General features: G+C 69.0%; 12 protein-coding genes. 6 read left to right on the top strand and 6 right to left on the bottom strand.

Translation table 11 applies throughout. The annotated features are described in order from the left end of the window. On the bottom strand, positions 1–316 hold a 316-nt coding region (locus tag AC1U89_RS18835; RefSeq protein WP_479901183.1), incomplete at its 3' end, for a hypothetical protein. A 330-nt stretch (positions 317–646) separates the two neighbouring features. On the opposite strand from AC1U89_RS18835, the gene AC1U89_RS18830 reads away from it, so the two are divergent. After that, positions 647–874 (top strand): DUF4287 domain-containing protein, encoded by a 228-nt coding sequence (locus AC1U89_RS18830; protein WP_479901182.1) that lies wholly within the window; start codon positions 647–649, stop codon positions 872–874. A gap of 220 nt (positions 875–1,094) precedes the next feature. Here the strand turns inward: AC1U89_RS18830 and AC1U89_RS18825 are convergent, their stop codons facing one another. Continuing rightward, positions 1,095–1,793: a DUF3313 family protein gene (locus tag AC1U89_RS18825; protein ID WP_479901181.1), complete on the bottom strand. Its 699-nt coding sequence runs from the start codon at positions 1,791–1,793 to the stop codon at positions 1,095–1,097. 195 nt (positions 1,794–1,988) lie between these two features. On the opposite strand from AC1U89_RS18825, the gene AC1U89_RS18820 reads away from it, so the two are divergent. Further along, on the top strand, positions 1,989–2,207 hold the full coding sequence (locus AC1U89_RS18820; RefSeq protein ID WP_479901180.1) for a hypothetical protein: 219 nt from the start codon (positions 1,989–1,991) through the stop codon (positions 2,205–2,207). Positions 2,208–2,225: 18 nt separating this feature from the next. On the opposite strand, the gene AC1U89_RS18815 is transcribed toward AC1U89_RS18820, so the two are convergent. Continuing rightward, positions 2,226–2,711: a YcgN family cysteine cluster protein gene (locus tag AC1U89_RS18815; protein ID WP_479901179.1), complete on the bottom strand. Its 486-nt coding sequence runs from the start codon at positions 2,709–2,711 to the stop codon at positions 2,226–2,228. A 54-nt stretch (positions 2,712–2,765) separates the two neighbouring features. On the opposite strand from AC1U89_RS18815, the gene pbpC reads away from it, so the two are divergent. The 3 genes from pbpC to AC1U89_RS18800 all read left to right on the top strand — a co-directional run bounded on the left by pbpC (position 2,766) and on the right by AC1U89_RS18800 (position 9,427). Next, positions 2,766–4,904, top strand: coding sequence for a multimodular transpeptidase-transglycosylase PbpC (pbpC, locus tag AC1U89_RS18810; protein WP_479901178.1), 2,139 nt, complete (start codon positions 2,766–2,768; stop codon positions 4,902–4,904). A gap of 725 nt (positions 4,905–5,629) precedes the next feature. Next, the gene (locus AC1U89_RS18805) at positions 5,630–8,485 is read left to right on the top strand and encodes a TonB-dependent receptor (protein ID WP_479901177.1); all 2,856 of its coding nucleotides are present in this window, start codon (positions 5,630–5,632) and stop codon (positions 8,483–8,485) included. Between the two features lie 306 nt (positions 8,486–8,791). Next, the gene (locus tag AC1U89_RS18800) at positions 8,792–9,427 is read left to right on the top strand and encodes a transposase (RefSeq protein WP_479901176.1); all 636 of its coding nucleotides are present in this window, start codon (positions 8,792–8,794) and stop codon (positions 9,425–9,427) included. 25 nt (positions 9,428–9,452) lie between these two features. On the opposite strand, the gene AC1U89_RS18795 is transcribed toward AC1U89_RS18800, so the two are convergent. Beyond that, a complete protein-coding gene (locus AC1U89_RS18795; RefSeq protein WP_479901175.1) occupies positions 9,453–10,205 on the bottom strand; it encodes a hypothetical protein in 753 nt (250 codons plus the stop codon). Between the two features lie 127 nt (positions 10,206–10,332). On the opposite strand from AC1U89_RS18795, the gene AC1U89_RS18790 reads away from it, so the two are divergent. Further along, complete coding sequence (locus AC1U89_RS18790; RefSeq protein ID WP_479901174.1) at positions 10,333–12,165, top strand: ABC-F family ATP-binding cassette domain-containing protein; 1,833 nt, start codon at positions 10,333–10,335, stop codon at positions 12,163–12,165. A gap of 104 nt (positions 12,166–12,269) precedes the next feature. Here the strand turns inward: AC1U89_RS18790 and AC1U89_RS18785 are convergent, their stop codons facing one another. Both AC1U89_RS18785 and AC1U89_RS18780 read right to left on the bottom strand, forming a co-directional pair. Then, a complete protein-coding gene (locus AC1U89_RS18785) occupies positions 12,270–14,429 on the bottom strand; it encodes a tetratricopeptide repeat protein (protein WP_479901173.1) in 2,160 nt (719 codons plus the stop codon). A gap of 8 nt (positions 14,430–14,437) precedes the next feature. Next, a complete protein-coding gene (locus tag AC1U89_RS18780; protein ID WP_479901172.1) occupies positions 14,438–17,257 on the bottom strand; it encodes a M16 family metallopeptidase in 2,820 nt (939 codons plus the stop codon). Positions 17,258–17,353 lie beyond the last annotated feature (96 nt).

The following is a 17,353-nucleotide window of genomic DNA, read 5'->3' as shown; positions in this document are numbered from 1 at the left end:
ACGGAAGGGCGGCGCCGGGCGCGATCKGGACCGCGTCCCCCAGCGGCAAGGCCTGCGCCAGCCGCGCCTTTCGTCGGGCGCGGTCCGCGGCGTCGCGATCGTCCGGCGCCGTGGCGCGGAGGCGCGCGCGGCGGCCCACGTCCTGACGCGCCGAGGAGAAAAGCATGGCCTGGATCGTGGGCGGCTCGATCTGGACGGGCTCTGTCCGCGACGCGTAGCGCACCAGCAGGGCCAACAGCACCAGATGGAAGACGGCCGAAAGAGCGATGGCGGCCGTCCGCGCCCCGCCGCCCCATGACTTCCCCCGTTCGGCCATGCCGCTCCACGTCTCCAAGACTGCGGCACTGCACCCTGGATAGCGGACCGAAGTGTGGCCAAGCTTTGGTGGCTTGAAGGCCGGCGGTGGGCGTTTCCAAATTGAACCGTCATCCCGGGCCTTGTGCCCGGGACTCCTGGTTCAGCTGACACGTGAGGCGCAAGCGGTTCGCCAGCGAACCGCCCCCTCCGCACCTGCGGCGGACAGAGGGGTCCCGGGCACAAGGCCCGGGATGACGGAGCAAGGAGGAGGCTTGGGAAAATCACCCTTCCCCTGTCGGCTCCATCCCCCCTCGCCCGTCCTAGACCCGAACCTCCACGGAGCCCCGCCATGTCCTTCCAAGGCTATCTCAACACCATCCAGGCCAAGACCGGCCTCGACGCCGACGGGCTGAAGACGGCCGCCGACGCGGCCGGGCTGTCGGCGGGCGGGGCGCTGAAGCCGGGGGTCAAGGCCGGCCAGGTGGTGGCCTGGGGCAAGGGCGAACTGGGCCTGGGCCACGGCCACGCGATGGCGATCTACGCCCTGCTGTCGGGCAAGCGTGCGGAGGGGGACTGAGGTCGGTCCACCAGCCCTGCGAGCCCTCCCCCCCCCAACGCCCGTCATTCCCGCCCTTGTGGCGGGAACCCCTGGTTCAGCTGGCAGGTGAAGCTCTTTGGCGCGCTGGCGCGCCACCCTCCCGCCCTTGCGGCGGACAGAGGGGTTCCCGCCACAAGGGCGGGAATGACGGTGAAGTTGGGAAGGCGCGTCCAACCTCGATCGCCCCCGTCGGCGCCGCCTACCCCGCGATCGGCGACAGCGACTTCAGCTCGTTCAGGCCCTTGACGCTGTTCTTGGCCCAGGTCTCGACCTGGTTGGCGAAGTCCTGGCGGTTGGTGACCCGGTTGCGCCACTCCATCGAGAAGTCGTCGATGGTGCGGCTGTCGACCGCCCGGCCCAGCAGCTGGCCGGTCATGGAGTCGCGKGCCTCKACCACCAGGGTGGCACCGCCGGCGTCGCGACTGTAGCTGCGCACGATCCCGGGGGTGTCGAGGTCCGGGGCGGTGACCGTGATGTCGACCAGGGCCGTGCGTACCCGCAGGACGTCGGAGGCCGGGTCGGTGACCACCGGATAGCCGCCTTCGGTATAGGCCTTCTCGAGGATCTTGGTGGCGCCCTTGCGGCCCTCCTCGGAGATGCGCTCGATGTCCTTGTCGGAGATCTGCATGGAGGGCGAGCGGTTGTCGCTGTTGAAGTCCCGTTTCCAGTTCTTCTCGAAGGCGATCTCGGTGGGGTCGATGATCACCTTGGTGTAGCCGCGGAAGTCGGCGCCGGGCCGCAGATAGACCAGCTCGAACTTCTTGGCCTTGACCTTGACCAGCCCGTCCCACTCGGCCGGCGGCTTGGCCGCCAGGGCGGGTCGGGCGACGGCGGTGAAGACGAGGCCTCCCAGGGTCGCACCACTGAGGGCCAGGGTGGTGAAATGCCGTCTGTCCATGGTCGCGCTCCGGAGGCCTGATCCGTGGCGACGATCCGGCTGGGACCCCAGACTGTCTATCGGTGCAAACCCTTGCCGGGCTGGGGAATATGCCGATGCGCGGGACCCGGGTCGCGCGGCTCGAACGCTTCGCCCAGGGTTGTCAGCCGCGCCCGAACCGTAGCAAGCTTGGCCGTTGTTTTTGAGGAGCCCGCGATGGGAAGCCTGTCCTGGATTCACTGGCTGATCGTGCTGTTCGTCGCGACCGGCTTCGGCGCCCTCTTCCTGTACCCCGCCGTGCGGATTCTCCAGCGCGCCGGCTTCTCGCCCTGGTGGGTGGCGCTGTGCCTGGTCCCGGGCGGCGTCTTCGTCGGCTACCTGCTGCTGGCCTTCGTCCCGTGGCCGGCGCTGGACGAGCGGGGGGCGGAAGGCTGAGGCCCCCGTTCAGAACCCTCAGTCCTCGGGGTCGTAGTCGACGTCGCTCTTGTCGTACATCAGGTCGGTGGCCACGAAGTCCAGGGCGTCCTCGGGGTCCTCGAAGCACAGTTCGCTGACCGTCTGGTCGCGCACCGAGATCCCCGCCTTGTGGGTGCTCTCCGGATCGCCGGTGATCAGCGGGTGCCACAGCGGCAGGCTCTTGCCCTCGTGCAGCCGGCGATAGGCGCAGGACGGCGGCATCCACTCCAGCCCCTCGATGTTGTGGGGCGTCAGCTTGATGCAGTCCGGCACGGTCTTCTTGCGGTTGGGATAGTCCTTGCAGGTGCAGCGATGCTCGTCGAACAGCTGGCAGTGCACCCGCGTGGGGATGATCTCGCCGGTGTCTTCGTCTTCGAAGCGAACCAGGCAGCAAAGGCCGCAGCCGTCGCATAGACTCTCCCACTCGGGGACGGTCATCTGGTTTAGGGACTTCGTCTCCCAGAAAGGTTTGCGCGCCATCATCGCGGCGTCCTAAACCCAAATTACGCTGAGACCAAACGGGACCATGGGGCCGACTTGAACGACTGGACGCTGCCGCCCTATCGCTTCGACGACAAGCCGGCGGGCCAGGAGCCCGCGCGGCCGCCGGAATCCGGCGCTCCCGCGCCCCCGCCGCCGCCTCCGGAACCGCCGCCGGAAGAGCCCTACCGCGCGGATTTGAAGCACGCCAAGGCCAAGGCGAAGGCCCGCAAGGCGCGGTGGATGTGGATCCCGCTGCTGGTCGTGCTGGTCCTGGGCCTRCTGGCCGCCGGGGCCGGCGGGACCTATGTCTGGTTCAAGTACCTGAAGGACGCCCCGCCCCTGCCCTCGCGCGAGGCCCTGTTCGCGGTGAACCGCGCCCCGGGCATCMGGTTCGAGGACCGCAACGGCCAGGTGATCGCCACCCGCGGCCCGCGCTACGGCCAGCGCATCACCCTGGCCGGCGTGCCCAACTACGTGCCCCTGGCCTTCCTGGCCGCCGAGGACCGGCKGTTCTACAAGCACGGGGCCATCGACCTGTACGGCATCGGCCGCGCCGCCTGGGCCAACCACAAGGCCGGCCGCACCGTGCAGGGCGGCTCGACCCTGTCCCAACAGCTGGCCAAGGGCCTGTTCCTGACACCAGACCGCATCACCAAGCGCAAGGTCCAGGAGATGTACCTGGCCTGGAAGCTGGAGCGGGTGCTGACCAAGGACGAGATCCTCGAGCTCTATCTGAACCGGGTCTATTTCGGGGCCGGCACCTACGGCGTCGACGGCGCGGCCCAGACCTATTTCAACAAGCCCGCCAGCCAGCTGACCCTGTCGGAATCGGCCCTGCTGGCCAGCTTGATGAAGGCCCCCTCGCGCCTGGCCCTGACCCGCGACATGTCCGGCGCCCTGGCCCGCTCGCGCCTGATCCTGGCCAACATGCGCAAGGAGGGCTGGATCACCGCCGAGCAGGAGAGCCGGGCCCTGGACGACACGCCGCGCCTGTCGCCCCTGGCAACCCAGGACGAGGGCGACTTCGGTTGGGTGCTGGACTACGCCACCTCGGAAGCCGTGCGCATCGCCGGCCAGAACACCCCCGACCTGGTGGTGCGCCTGACCATCGACCCGCGCCTGCAGCACGCCGGGGCCCAGACGGTGCGCGAGGCCATCCGCGTGGCCGGCGAAGGGGCCGGGGCCCGCCAGGCGGCCCTGCTGTCGCTGTCCGGCGACGGGGCCATCCGGGCCATGGTCGGCGGGACCGACTATAGCGAAAGCCCGTTCAACCGCGCCGTCCAGGCCCGTCGCCAGCCGGGCTCGACCTTCAAGCCGTTCGTCTACGCCGCCGCCCTGGAGAAGGGGGTGCTGCCCACCGACATCCGCGTCGATGGCCCCGTCCAGTTCGGCGACTGGAAGCCCGAGAACTACGCCGGCGGCTATCGCGGCCCGATGACCGTGCAGGACGCCCTGGTCAATTCGATCAACACCATCGCCGTCAAGCTGGCCCAGGAGGCCGGCGGCCCGGCGATCGGCGACCTGGCCCGGCGGTTCGGCATCACCAGCCTGCCCTCCAACCCCGACCTGTCGGTGGCGCTGGGGGCCTACGAGGTCAACCTGCTGCAGCTGACCTCGGGCTTCCAGGTGTTCCAGCAGGGCGGCCTGCGCGTCCAGCCCTATGTGATCGAGAGCATCGCCACCCAGGGCGGCGAGCCGATCTTCAACCACACCGCGCCCGCCACGCCGTCCAGCGTCTACGACATCAGCAAGGCCAGCATGATGGTCAAGATGATGAAGAAGGTGGTCGAGGTGGGCACCGCCAAGCGGGCCGCGTTCGGCTGGCCGGCGGCGGGCAAGACCGGCACCAGCCAGAACTGGCGCGACGCCTGGTTCGTGGGCTTCACCCCCGACTACGTGACCGGCGTCTGGGTGGGCAACGACGACGACCGGCCGATGAACAAGGTGGTCGGCGGCGACATCCCGGCCAGCATCTGGCGGCGCTACATGCTGGTTGCCCACGAGGGCGTGGCGGTGCGCGACTTCCCGTGGCTGCTGCCCGATCCCGAGCCCCAGTCCTCGCCCGATCCCCGCAACGGCTTCTACGAGACCCTGTCGGCCGAGTTCGCCCGCTCGGCCTCGGAACTGGAGCCCGCGGCGGCGCCGGAGGGGGCGACCACGCCGGGCCAGGCGCCGGAGCAGCTGCCTTACTAGGCAACCTGAATCCCTCTCTCTTTGAGAGAGGGAGGGGCCCGCCGCGAAGCGGTGGGAGGGTGAGTGGTTTCACCGCCGGCCGGAAATCTCCATCCGTTCCGCCACGCTTGGATCGCGGAAAGAAGAGCAAGACGGCCGGCCGAACGGCCGACGCCCCTTTCGGTGAGGGTGTAACCACTCACCCTCCCATGGCTTCGCCATGGGCCCCTCCCTCTCTCTWWGAGAGAGGGTATCGCGCCCCGCCATCCCCGCTCCATCCCCCCAAAATCCCTGCCGTCCCGCAACCACTTCCGGCGCGCATCAAACCGCCTGAAATCAACCATTTGTGCGGTTACACATATCGATAATCAATCTGAAAATATCGACCGTCGATGAGCAACGTTATAGTAGTTACAGCACCGCAAGGATTCAGTCTCAGATCACGGAGCTATTTGAAGACTCATCTGAATAGTGACGCTTAGATATCGGCGTTTTCTCTACGCCCCATTGCACCGCTGACACCTAAAAGACCCATTCTTGCCGCAATTGGGTATCAGCCGTTGCTTCGATGTGACAGGTACTAGACATATTCATTACATAACGGCGTCCGCGATTKACGGTCGTCTCGAGCGGCTCCTATCCCAGCGTCAACCGGGGACGGAGGTCCTCCGGGAAACCTGAAACTGACAGGGCGACGGGACGGGCGGGCCGATCAGGCCAGGCTCCGAGCGCCCGGAGGGACCGACATGAAATTGCAGACCAACCGCGGGCGCCTGCTCGCGACGACGATGATCGCGGGGGTCGCCACCTTCGCCGCCTTCGCCGCGAACGCCCAGGACGCCGCCCCCACGGCCGCCCCCACGGCTGCTCAGGCCGCCGCGCCCGCCGACAACGAAGTCGAGGCCGTCGTCGTCACCGGCTCGCTGCTGCGCCGCACCGACACCGCGACCCCGTCGCCGGTCACGGTCCAGACCACCGAGCAGCTGAAGGCCCAGGGCATCACGACGATCTCGGACGCCATCCGCAGCCTGTCGGCCGACAACTCCGGTTCGATCCCCGCCGCCTTCGGCAGCGGCTTCGCCGCCGGCTCGACCGGCGTGTCGCTGCGCGGCCTGTCGGTCAACTCGACCCTGGTCATGATCGACGGCCTGCGGAACGCCAACTACCCGCTGGCCGACGACGGCCAGAAGGCGTTCGTCGACCTGAACTCGATCCCGTTCAACGCCGTTGAGCGCATCGAGACCCTGAAGGACGGCGCCTCGTCGCTGTACGGCGCCGACGCCATCGGCGGCGTCGTCAACATCATCATGAAGTCCAACTACCAGGGCATGAGCGCCGACGCCTCGTACGGCACCAGCCAGCACGGCGGCGGCGACCAGTTCCGCTTCACCGGCGACGTCGGCTACGGCGACCTGGATACCGACAAGTACAACGTCTACCTCGACGTCGAGTACCAGCTGGACAAGCGCATCAAGGGCGACCAGCGCGGCTTCCCGTACAACACCAACGACCTGACCTCGATCCCCGGCGGCCAGAACAACAACCCGCAGACCGGCGGCAGCACCTTCTACGGCAACGTCAAGCCGGCCACGATCACCGGCAACGACCTGACCACCGGCCTGGCGGTCGACGGTTCGGTCTGGCAGCCGCTGCGCACCTGCGCCAGCAACGCCCCGCTGACCGAGCAGTTCGACGAGGACGGCGTCTCGATGGGCACCTACTGCGCCCAGAACATCGCCAACTTCGCCGACATCCAGCCCAAGCAGGAGCGCGCCGCGATCTACGGCCGCTTCACGATCAAGCCGACCGACAACCTCGAAGCCTACATGTCGGGCAGCTTCGTCCAGTCGAAGACCTCGGTGAACGGCACCCCGACGACGCTCACCTCGAGCACGCCGAACAACCTGTCGAACCTGGTCCTGCCGGTGTGGATCTGCTCGGCCGGCGCCAACTGCGCCGCCGCCGCCGACCGCCAGCTGAACCCGAACAACCCGTTCGCGGCCAGCGGCCAGTACGCCCTGACCAAGTACCGCTGGAGCGACATCCCGGCCACGTCGGACTACACCAACCGCATGCTGCGCCTGGTGGGCGGCGTGAAGGGCTCGGCGATGGACTGGGACTACCAGGCCAACCTGGTGATCGCCCATGACTCGCTGGAAAGCACCMTGACCGGCTTCATCAGCTACAAGCAGCTGATGAGCGACATCCAGACGGGCGCTTACAACTTCATCGACCCGACCAAGAACAGCCAAGCCGTGCGCAGCGCGCTGTCGCCCGACCTGGCCAAGACCTCGACCACCGACCTGGACTCGATCAACTTCCAGGCTTCGCGTCCGGTCTTCAGCCTGCCGGGCGGCGACGCCCAGCTGGGTCTGGGCGGCGAGTTCCGCTACGAAGCCACCAACGACCCGGCCCTGAACCCGGTGAACGACGCCCAGGGCCTGGGCAACGCCCGCACCGAGGGCAACCGCACCGTGGCCTCGGCCTTCGCCGAACTGGGCATGCCGATCACCGACAAGATCGAAGTGAACGCCTCGGGCCGCTACGACCACTATTCGGACTTCGGCGGCAACTTCTCGCCGAAGATCGGCGTGAAGTTCACCCCCATCAAGACGGTCGCCCTGCGCGGCACGATCTCGAAGGGCTTCCGCGCGCCGTCGTTCTCCGAAGCCGGCAACTCGGCCAGCCAGGGCTTCACGACGTTCTCGTTCAAGGCGGACAAGTACGCGGCCTTCCGCGACTCGCACGGCAACAACGAGTACATCAAGGACTACTCGCTCTCGTCGATCACCACGGCCAACCCGGACCTGGATCCGGAAAAGTCGACCAGCTACACCCTCGGCGCGGTGTGGGCCCCGACCCGCAGCTTCAGCATCTCGCTGGACTACTACCACATCAAGAAGACCGACGTGATCGCCCAGGCCAGCGCCGGCGTCGCCCTGGCCGCCTACTACTCGGGCCAGGCCATCCCGGCCGGCTACATCGTCACGCCGGACGCGATCGACCCGGAACACCCGACGGCCCTGCCGCGCGTGCTCTCGGTCAGCTCGCCCTACATCAACGCCGACTCGCTGGTGACCAGCGGCCTGGACCTGAACGTCCAAGCCACGTTCTACCTGCCGGCCGACGTGAAGTGGTCCAGCAACCTCGATGCCACGACCATCTTCGACTACAAGTACACGCAGGACGGCACGACGTATAACTACGTCGGCAAGGAAGCGCCGTACGTGCTGTCGTCGGGCGCCGGCACCCCGAAGAACCGCCTGTCGTGGACCAACACCTTCGAGCGTGGCCCGGTCCACGTGACGGGCGTGATGAGCTACGTCAGCGGCATGCGCGAAGTGGACGACAGCTACACCGAAGGCTGCCTCTACGGCGACGCCGCCTTCAACTGCCGCGTCAAGTCGTTCACGACCGTCGACCTGACGGGCGCCTACGACGTGAACGAGAAGGCCACCGTCTACGCCGACGTGATGAACCTGTTCGACACCGGCCCGATGTTCAACCCGGCCAACTACGCCGGCGTGAACTGGAACCCGACCTACTCGCAGTCGGGCATCGTGGGCCGCTACTTCCGGGTGGGCGTCCGCCTGAAGTACTAGTCGACCTAGCGTGATAGCCGAAAGTGGTCGCCGGTTTCGGCGGCCATCACGCGGCCACGCAAAAGAGATCTCGCGTACGGGGTTCACCAGTACGAACCCCGATGAGATGGAGGGGCCGCCCGCGAGGGCGGCCCCTTTTTCGTTTGTAGACGGGGACATGCCCTTGGGCGTGTCCCCAAGATCATCCCCGGTTTCCTCGAACTCCCGCGTCTACGATTGGAAACACGCCCCAAGGCCATATCACCGGCAGGAGCTTGCGCCTCGATCAAAAATAGAACAAAATAAGAACAATTAGGAATGATATCCATGCCGAGATCGGCGCGCGTGGTGATCCCCGGAACGCCCCATCACATCATCCAGCGTGGGAATCGTCGGCAACCCACCTTCTTCAGCCCGGACGACTATCGCGCCTATATCGAGATCGCCGCTGAGGCCTTCGCGGCCGCCAACGTGGAAGTCTGGGCCTATTGCCTGATGCCCAACCACGTCCATCTGATCGCCACGCCTGAAACAGTGGACGGCCTAGCCAAGGCCGTAGGCGCGACGCACCAGCGCTACACTTGGCTGATCAATCAGAAGCAGGGCTGGACCGGACACCTCTGGCAGGGTCGCTTCGGCTCCTCGCCAATGGACGAACGCTACTTTCTCCTGTGCGCCCGCTATGTCGGCCTCAACCCCGTCCGAGCCGGCTTGGTGTCGAAGGCGCTCGATTGGCCCTGGTCCAGTGTGGGCGCGCATCTGGCGGGACGAACCGACGACCTGCTCTCGCCCGCACCGCTGGCGACTTTGCTAGGGCCAGAAATCACCACCTTCTTCGACACGGACGTGTCGGAGCGCTGCCGTCAGCGGTTTCGCGACGCGCTCGACGCAGGGCGGCTGCTTACGGACGCCAAAAGCGGTGATGCGGTTGGGGACACGCCCAAGGGCATGTCCCCGTCATAGCCGCGCCCTAAGCCCGCTTACGTCCCTAAACCCTGTAAGCCCTGTTGATCCGGTAGTACGCCAGCAGCACCGCGCCGACGATCAGGGGCGGCAGGGCCGCCAGAAGCCAGCCGCCGAGGCCGATCCCGGACGGCTCCGCGCCCGTGGCCAGGCCGGTCATGATGCCCATCCAGGTCAAGCCGACCACGGCCCAGCAGGCGAAGGTGCGGGCCCAGCCCTCCAGCCGCCAGAGAGCCAGGACCAGCCCGCCGCCCATGGCCAGCAGCAAGGCGGTCAGGCCGATCCGCGCGCCCGCGCCGACGCCCTCGTCGACCGCACCGATCAAGGTCCACAGGAAGCCGCCGCCCAGCGCCAGCAGCACGCAGGACCCGACGCCGTAGGTGAGCCGCGACGCCGCCATCCTGGCGCGCCAGGCCTGGGGCGCCCGGTCCCAGATCGCGTTGGCGGCGATCACCGCCAGGACGCAGCCCCCGCCCAGCAGGATCAGCGTGCGCGCGCCGCTGCTCTCGGCGGCGCGCGCGCAGAGCCCTTCGGCGGCCAGCCAGAGGAACGCGCCATACAGGAACACCATCAGGACCCGCCCCAGCCGGGACTTGGCGAGCCAGGAGCCCAGCGTCCACTGCAGGACCATGGCGAGCCAGAAGAAAGAGCCGCCCAGGCGGTCCACGACCGAGGGCCACAACCGTCCGTCGGCCAGCCAGAGCAGGCCGGCCACCGCGACGGCGGCGACCATGTGGACGCGATAGGGCTTGGCGATGGGTTCGGCGGCGTCTGTCATGCTCGCCAAGGTAGCGCTAGTTTCGCCCGCCGGGGCAAGCCCCAATAAATCCCACCGCCCCCTCGCCCCGCCTGCTATACGCCCCCATCTCCTCCCCTTCCCGTCCGACAGTTAGACCCTCTCGATCATGGCTTCCCCGACTCGCGCCCCTGTCCTGGCCCTCAAGGACGTCCGCCTCGCCGATGGGGCCAAGCCGTTGTTCGACGGGGTCGACCTGGCGCTGGAGCCGCGGGTGCGCGCCTGCCTGGTCGGCCGCAACGGGGCCGGCAAGTCGACCCTGCTGAAGATCCTGGCCGCCCAGGGGATCGAGGCCGACAGCGGCGAGCGCGCCGCCCAGCCGGGCGCCAAGATCGTCTATGTCAGCCAGGAGCCGGACATCACCGGCGAGACCCTGCTGGACTACTGCACGGCCGGCGGGGCCGAGGACTACGAGGCCCACGCCACCCTGGCCGACTTCGGCCTGGACTACGCCAAGAGCACGGTGGGCCTGTCCGGCGGCGAGCGCCGCCGTGCCGCGCTGGCCCGGGCGTTCGCCGAGCAGCCCGACGTGCTGCTGCTGGACGAGCCGACCAACCACCTGGACATCTTCGCCATCCAGACGCTGGAAGAGGAACTGGCCAATTCCAAGTGCGCGGCCCTGATCGTCAGCCACGACCGCGCCTTCCTGAACCGCGTCACCCAGCGCACCTTCTGGCTGGAGCACCGCAAGGTGCGCCGCCTGGACAAGGGCTTCCACGAGTTCGAGGTCTGGAGCGAGCAGGTGCTGGCCGCCGAGGCCGACGAGGAGCGCCGCCTGAACAAGCAGCTGGAGCGCGAGAACGCCTGGCTGGCGCGCGGCGTCCAGGGCCGCCGGGCCCGCAACGAGGGCCGCCGCCGGGCGCTGATGGACCTGCGCGCCCAGAAGCGCGACCTGCAGGCCGACAAGCGCGGCAGCATGACCCTGGCCGTCGAGAGCTCGGGCACCTCGGGCAAGAAGGTGGTCGAGGCCAAGCACGTCACCAAGACGTTCGGCGAGCGGGTGATCGTCCAGGATTTCTCGACCCGCATCCTGCGCGGCGACCGCGTGGCCTTGGTCGGTCCCAACGGGGCGGGCAAGACCACCCTGGTGCGCATGCTGCTGGGCGAGATCCCGATCGACAGCGGGACCATCACCCTGGGCACGAACCTGGAGATCTCCTACGTCGACCAGAACCGCATGGCGCTGTCGGAGAAGATGACGCTGTGGGACTTCCTGACCCCCGGCGGCGGCGACTCGATCCTGGTGCGCGGCCAGCCCAAGCACGTGGCCGGCTACGCCAAGGAGTTCCTGTTCACCGAGGCCCAGCTGCGCCAGCCGGTCACCAGCCTGTCGGGCGGGGAACGCAACCGCCTGCTCTTGGCCAGAGCGTTGGCCACCCCGACCAACCTGATGGTCCTGGACGAACCGACCAACGACCTCGACATGGACACCCTGGACCTGCTGGAAGAGGTGCTGGCTGATTTCGAGGGAACCCTCATCCTGGTCAGCCACGACCGCGACTTCATCGATCGCCTGGCCACCTCGACCATCGCCATGAACGGCCACGGCAAGGTGCTGGAGACGCCCGGCGGCTGGACCGACCTGATCGACCAGGCCCCGGACTTCTTCAAGGGCGCGCGCGGCGCGGCCGGCGACTTCGCCACCGGCACGGGCTCGCACAAGGCCATCGTCACCCCCAGCGCCCCGCCCCCGCCGAAGAAGACCGTCAAGCTGTCCTACAAGGACCAGCGGCGCCTCGAGGAGTGCGAGGCCCTGATCGCCGCCTCGCCCAAGATCATCGGCGACCTGGAGGCCAAGCTCCACGACCCCGACCTCTACGCCAAGGACCCCGCCGGCTTCGACAAGCTGATGAAGGCCCTCGACAAGGCCCGCGCCGACCTGGCGACCGCCGAGGAGGACTGGCTGGCGCTGGAGGAGAAGAAGGAAGCCCTGGCGGGCTAGCCGGCGATCGAGATTCAACCGGTTTTTCCAATACCGCCGTCATTCCCGCCCCTGTGGCGGGAATGACGGATTGGTTAGGGACGGTAATTGAATATCGATGCGCCTCAACTCTTGTCCGCGCGGTCGGCGGCCGCCCGGTCCGCCTTGGCCCCGGGGGCGTCGTCCAGCTCGTCCCTGACGTCCGCGCGCCAGCGCAGGGCGTCGGCATAGCCCGGGTCGGCCGCCAGGGACGCGTCCAGCTCCTCCAGCGCGCGCCGGTAGTCCTTGACCAGCCAGTAGACGCGGCCCTTGCGGGCCAGGGTCATGCTGTCGTTCGGCGACAGGCGCAGCGAGGCGTTCAGGTCGCGGATCGCCCGGTCGTAGCGGCCCTCGTCGATATAGACGTCGGCGCGGTTGTAGTAGGCCGGCTCGTAGTCGGGCTCGACGGCGATCGCCTGGTCGTAGTCGGCCAGGGCGGCGGCGTTGCGATCGGCCGCGAAGTTGGCCAGGCCGCGGTTGTTGAAGACGAACCCCGACTTGGGCGCCAGCTTCACCGCCGCGTCCAGGTCGGCCATGCGCGCGGCGTCCTGGCCGTTGAGGCCCAGCACCTGGGACCGGGCGACCAGCAGGTCGGCGTCGTCCGGCTCCAGGGCGATGGCGCGGCCATAGTCGGCGATCGACTCCTTCAGGCGGCCCAGCCGGCGCCCCTGCCGGGCGCGGGCGCGCCAGGCGTCGGCGTCCTTGGGGTCCAGCTTCACGGCCAGGTCGTAGGCGCGCTTGGCCTCGTCGTCCTTGCCCTGCGCCGTCAGGGCGTCGCCCAGCGAGGTCTGCAGGTCCGAGCGCTTCGGCGCCGCCTGGATGGCCACGCGGTAGGCCGCCACCGCCGCAGGCCAGTCCTCGCGATCGGCGTAGACGATGGCCTTGTTGACCTTGGCCGCGACATTGCCGGGGTCCATGACCAGCACCGCGTCATAGGCCTTCAGCTCGGCGTCGCCCTGCTTCAGATAGCCCAGCTCGATGCCGACATTGAGCGGGGCGTCCAGGTCCTTGGGGTCCAGCTCGGCCGCCTTGCGGAAGTCGGCGAGCGCGCCCTCGTGGTCGCCCTTGTCGGACCGCAGCTGGGCCCGGTTGTAGAAGGCGGCGGCGCTGGTCGGCTTGACGGCGATGACGGCGTCATAGGCCTGGATGGCCCGGTCCTTGTCCTTCTTGGCGCCCAGGGTCATGGCGCGTTCGAACAGGATCTCGTAGTTCTTMGGCTCGCGCTTGAGGCCCGCGTCGGCCGCCGCCAGGGCCGCGTCGTAGCGCTCGGCCTTGCGCTCCAGGAACGCCACGGCGATCCAGGCGTCCATGTAGTCCTCGTCCAGCTTCACCGTCTCGCGGTAGGCGGCGAGGGCCTCTTCGGGCCGTTCGAGCGATTCCAGGGCCCGGCCCTGGACGTAGCGGGCCCGGGCCAGCTTGGGGTCCACCTTGATGGCCGCCTCGGCGTCGCGCAGCGCGCCGGCCTTGTCCGAGCCCAGCTCGAGCAGCGACCGGTAGGTCAGGGCCAGGCCGTCGGTCGGATCGGCCGCCGCCGAGGCGCTGTACGTCTTCAACGCCTCGGCCGTGCGCTTCTGGTACTCCAGGGCCAGGCCGAGTTGCCGCAGCAGGCCCGCGTCGTCGGGCGACAGGGCCAGGGCCGCCCGAACGTCGCGCTCCGCCGCCGCCGGATCGTCGTCCAGCAGCAGGTCGGCGCGCTGCGAGTAGAGACGGACCGACTTGGGATCGATCGCCAGGGCCGCGTCGTAGTCGGCCTTGGCGGCGGCGCGGTCGTCCTTGAACCACTGGCGCGCGCGGCCGCGGTACAGCAGGGCCGAGGTGTCCTTGGGCCGAATCTTGAGCACGGCGTCGAAGTCGGCGATCGCCTCGTCGGCCTTGTCCTGGTCCAGACGGGCCGCGCCGCGCGCCAGCAGGGCGTCGGCGTCGCCGGGCGCCAGCTTGAGGGCGGCCTCGGCGTCCTTCTCGGCCTCGGCGTTGAGGTCCAGCCGCCACTTGGCCTGGCTGCGGATGGTCAGGACCTTGGCGCGCTGGGCCGGATCGGCCACGCCCGCCTCGATCGCCTTGTCGCAATCGGCGACGACCTTCTTGCGGTCGCCCTTGGGCTTGAAGTCGCCGCCGGCCAGGCACGCGGCCAGGGGATCGGCGGCCGGGGTCGTGGAGGCCAGGGTCGTGTCGGCCAGGCTCGGGACGGCCGCCGCCGAGGCCAGCAGGGCGAGGGCCAGGGACGGCAGGAGGACGGGACGGATCATGGTTCTGCTCACTTCGTCCAACCCGAGGGATAGGCCACGCCGACGATCGGCTCGCGGGCCAGCCACTTGGCGGCGGCGGCCCGCACGTCCTGGACGCTCACCGCCGACATCAGCGGCTCGTAGCTGAGGGCCTCCTGCAGGATCGCCGGCTCCTGGTTCGAGCCGCCCATCGCGCCGGCCCACCAGGCGTTGGTCTCGCGCCGGGCGCGGGCCGCGGCCAGGATCGGCTGGCGCGCGTCCTCCAGCATCTGAGGCGTGATCTCGCCGGCGCGGAGCTGGGCGGCGACCTTGGCGGCCTCCTGCACCAGGACGTCGATGTCCTTGGGCGCCGCGTCGATATTGACCTGCAGCACGCCCTGGTCGCCGAAGTCGGGACCGGTGGTGAAGACCTGGGGCCCGTAGGTCTTGCCCAGCTCCTCGCGGATGCGCCGGCGCAGCGCCGTGTCGAAGATCGCCGCCAGCAGCTTCAGGGAATACTCCTCGGACCGGCGCTCCGGCGTCGAGACGTAGAGCGGCCACAGCAGCTGGGCCGCGGCCTTGTCCTTCTGCCCCTCGTGCGTGATCTGGATCGGCGGGACCGGTCCGTCGGGATAGCGCATGTAGTGCGGCTGGACCCGGTCGCGCGGCGCCGTCGACCGCGCCGGCAGGGCGCCGAAGGTGGCGGCGACGTCGGCGATGGCCGTGGCCTCGTCGACATCGCCGACGATCGTCAGCTCGATCGGCGCGGTCGTCAGGATCGGCTTGAACACGCGCTCGAAATCCGACGACCGCAGGCTGGCCATCGCCTCGCGCGTCGGGGCGTAGCCCGGCAGGTCCGGCGCGACCTTCCGCGTGACCGCCATGCCCACGGCGGCTTCCGGCTGGGTCAGGAAGGTCCGGTACATCATGTCGATGGCCGTCGGCAGCCGCGCGTCCAGGGACGAGCGGAACCCGGGATCGGTCATGTAGGCGGCCAGCACCTGCAGGTGGTCGTCCAGGCCGCTGGAGAAGCTGATGCTGCGCGTCGAGAAGCCTTGCGGCCCCATGCCCATCTGGAACGTCCAGGACGCCTTGGCCTCGAACATCGCCTCGATGTCCTCGAAGCTGTGCTTGCCCAGTCCGCCGGCCAGCACGATTCCCGTGCCCATCTCGGCGGCGGCGTACTGACTGTCCTCGACCTCGCGCCGGCCGGCGCCGAAGTTGAGCCGCACCTCGACCTTGTTGGGCTCCTGCGCGGTCTGCTTGAAATTGAGGACCAGGCCGTTGGCGAAGCGCAGGCGGGTGAAGCCGGGATCGGCCACCACCTCGCGCCGGACCACCTTCCCGGCCTTGCCGAAGTTGGTGTAGCCCCAGGTCTGGGCGGCGCGGTCGGCGTAGCGGGCCTGCGGCGTCTCGCCGACGCCKCGGGTCCAGGCGGCCATCAGCGCCTCGCGCGACGCCGGCTTGGCGCCGGTCATCACCAGCAGGGGCGCCGAGCCCGACCAGTCGGCGGCGAAGCTGGCCTTGACGTCGTCGGGCGTCATGTCCTCGACCGCCAGGTCGTAGGCGTAGATCGCGTCGGCCGGGCTGGTCACCACGTCGCCGACCAGGGCCTTGGCGACGATGTCGTTGGCCAGGCTCGACGAGGTCCGCGAACGCGCCCCGTCCAGCGCGCCGCGCAGGCCGGCGCGGGTGACCTCGACGGCCTTCTCGACCTCGATCTCGGTGGGGCCGTCCTTGGCGAACCGGTTCAGCTCGGCCTCGCTGGCCCGCAGCGCCTCGGCCCATCCGTCGTCGGTCGGCATGGCGACCAGGCAGGTGGCCGCCAGGTCGCGCGCGTCGCTCGACACGGCCATCGCGCCCAGCAGGCGGTCCTCGTTGGCGGCCGCCTTCTGGGCCAGCCTCTGGTTCAGGATCGTCTGCCACACCTGGGTGCGCACGCGGCGGCGCAGGCGCTCGACATCGTCCTTGCCCAGAGGCTCGCCGGGACGGATKACGCAGGCGCTGAGCACGGTGGGCAGGGTCTCGCCGGGCAGGGCCAGGGCGTCCTGGGCCCGTCCCGGAGGCGGCTGGACGATCTTGGCCCGGACAGGCTTGGGCCCGCGCGCCGTCCAGCTGGAAAAGGCGTTTTCGACCATCGCCTGCATGTCCTCGACCGGCATGTCGCCGACCACGGTCACCACGGCGTGCTCGGGGCGATACCAGCTGTCGTAGAACCGCTTGAGATCGGCCGCCCGGGCGGCTTCCAGCGTCTCCAGCGTCCCGATCGGCTGGCGGTTGACCGAGCGCTGGGACCCGCCCTGGAACTTGCCCGCGGTCTCCTGGGCGGTCGCCAGCGGGTTGCCGCGGGCCTCCATCTCGGCCAGCACGACGCCGCGTTCCAGGTTCACGGACTCGTCGGAGAAGACGATGCCGTCGGCCACGTCGCGCAGCCAGCCGAAGCCGGTCTTCAGCTGCGTCTGGTCGGGCGCGGGCATGTCCAGCTGGTAGGTCGTCGAGAAGAACGTCGTGGCGGCGTTCTGGTCGCGCCCGAACGCCACGCCCCAGGGCGCGAAGACCTTGTCGGTCGCGCCGTTCGGGAAGCCGCGCGTCGAGCGGAAGGCCATGTGCTCGATGAAGTGGGCCAGGCCGCGCTCGGGATCGGTCTCCTCGTAGCTGCCCACGTCGATCGCGAACCGCAGCGACACCGCGCCCTTGGGCGCGGCGTTGCGCATGATCAGGTAGCGCACGCCGTTCGGCAGGGTCCCGCGCTTGATGCTGGGATCGGGCGTCAGGGACGCGTGATCGACCTTTGTCGCCGCCGGCGCGGTCTCCGCCGCCTGCGCGCTGACGCCCGTGGCGACGACGGCGAACGCCAGTGCGCTCGCCATGCTCGCGAATTTCCTCAAGACGCCCCCAGAACTCTGAACTCAACCCCAGGGAACGCCTAAACGTTATGGCGACGCTTAGCCAGAGGGTTCAAAACG

Source organism: Caulobacter sp. 05T431 (genome assembly GCF_056665975.1).
This window is presented reverse-complemented; position numbering and strand designations above follow the sequence as displayed.